Below are 1,192 nucleotides of genomic sequence, written 5' to 3'. Positions count from 1 at the left end.
TTTGATACGGTAAAAACATGTCAAATCCATGTCTAATTACAATGGGTCAGTCCGAAAACCCTATGGGTATGTTAAATCTCCTACGGAGAGAGCATAAAAATGAAAGTGGATTGATATTTGCTTTTGTGATTATATTGTGTTACTTTTGTATTGCAATATAATACATTAATGATATGGAAGCAGTAATAAGAAAGCAAACCTCGTTTCGGTTGCGGGAAGACTTGTTACAAGTCTTGCAGGAACATGCCAAGAAAGCGAATAGAAGCTTAAATAATTTTGTAGAAAGTACTCTGATGGAAGCAGTGTGTTCCGAGCCGAATGAAGAAACGGTTGCAGCCATAAATGAAGCTCGTTCCGGGAAATATGCTGGGGTAATAGATGCTAAAGATTTTGATTCATTCATGAAATCCGTCAACGAGATTGAATGAAAACAATACGTTATAGTACGCAGGCGAAGAAGGACTTGAAAAAGTACCGGAATAACATCCAGTTGATGGAAGCCTTGTTTGAGGTTTTGGACAAACTGGCGAAAGGTGCGTCTATTCCAAGCAAATACAAGCCACATGGACTTATCGGGAATTATAAGGATTGCATGGAGTGCCATATAAAAAATGATTTTCTTTTGATATGGATAGAGGATGATGTGATAGAAGTTGTTAGAATTGGGAGTCATTCCGAGTTATTTAGGAAAAGGAGTTAGGATTGGGCTATAAGCCGTAATGACATTGTCGCGAAAGCTGGCATATACAGAATCCAATAAAGTAATCGAAAATAAGCTTATCTGTTATTTGCCTAACTTTATCCTTGCAAAAAATGGCCTATCAAAATAGGGGGTAAAAAGGAGGGTGAATATTTTGATTGTTATCCTATTTAATTGGTTGCCAATTGTTAATAAATGGGGATAATGATTTTCCCCAGCTGAGGGTCACGAGTTCGAACCTCGCTTGCCGCTCTTTATAAAAGGCTGAATACTTAGTTATTCGGTCTTTTTCTTTTTTAAGAACATTTATTCTCAGGTATTAATAATTCTTCTAAACTATTTTTTAAGCTGCACTTATATTGTTTTTCCCCTTTCTCTGTTTTTCTTATTGTTCGTTCGCATATGTAATATAGCCGAAATATATATTACATTCTGAATAGTAAATTTGCAAAAATACAACACTTTAAAAGTTAATAAATATAAAAGATATAA

Annotated in this window: 2 protein-coding genes; both read left to right on the top strand. The window is 35.0% G+C overall.

Going from position 1 to position 1,192, the window contains the following annotated elements; genetic code table 11:
• The first annotated feature begins 173 nt into the window (after positions 1–173).
• Positions 174–428, top strand: a complete 255-nt coding sequence (locus tag JCM16496_RS21115) for a hypothetical protein (protein ID WP_025836439.1) — start codon at positions 174–176, stop codon at positions 426–428.
• A complete protein-coding gene (locus JCM16496_RS21110) occupies positions 425–700 on the top strand; it encodes a type II toxin-antitoxin system YafQ family toxin (protein ID WP_025836438.1) in 276 nt (91 codons plus the stop codon). Before JCM16496_RS21115 ends, JCM16496_RS21110 begins: the two co-directional genes overlap by 4 nt.
• Positions 701–1,192 lie beyond the last annotated feature (492 nt).

The organism is Bacteroides rodentium JCM 16496, assembly GCF_000614125.1.
Lineage (GTDB): Bacteria > Bacteroidota > Bacteroidia > Bacteroidales > Bacteroidaceae > Bacteroides > Bacteroides rodentium.
This window is presented reverse-complemented; position numbering and strand designations above follow the sequence as displayed.

Coding starts and splice junctions, on each gene's coding strand:
- JCM16496_RS21110 (WP_025836438.1), top strand. CDS start 425: ATGAAAACAATACGTTATAGTACGCAGGCGAAGAAGGACTTGAAAAAG.
- JCM16496_RS21115 (WP_025836439.1), top strand. CDS start 174: ATGGAAGCAGTAATAAGAAAGCAAACCTCGTTTCGGTTGCGGGAAGAC.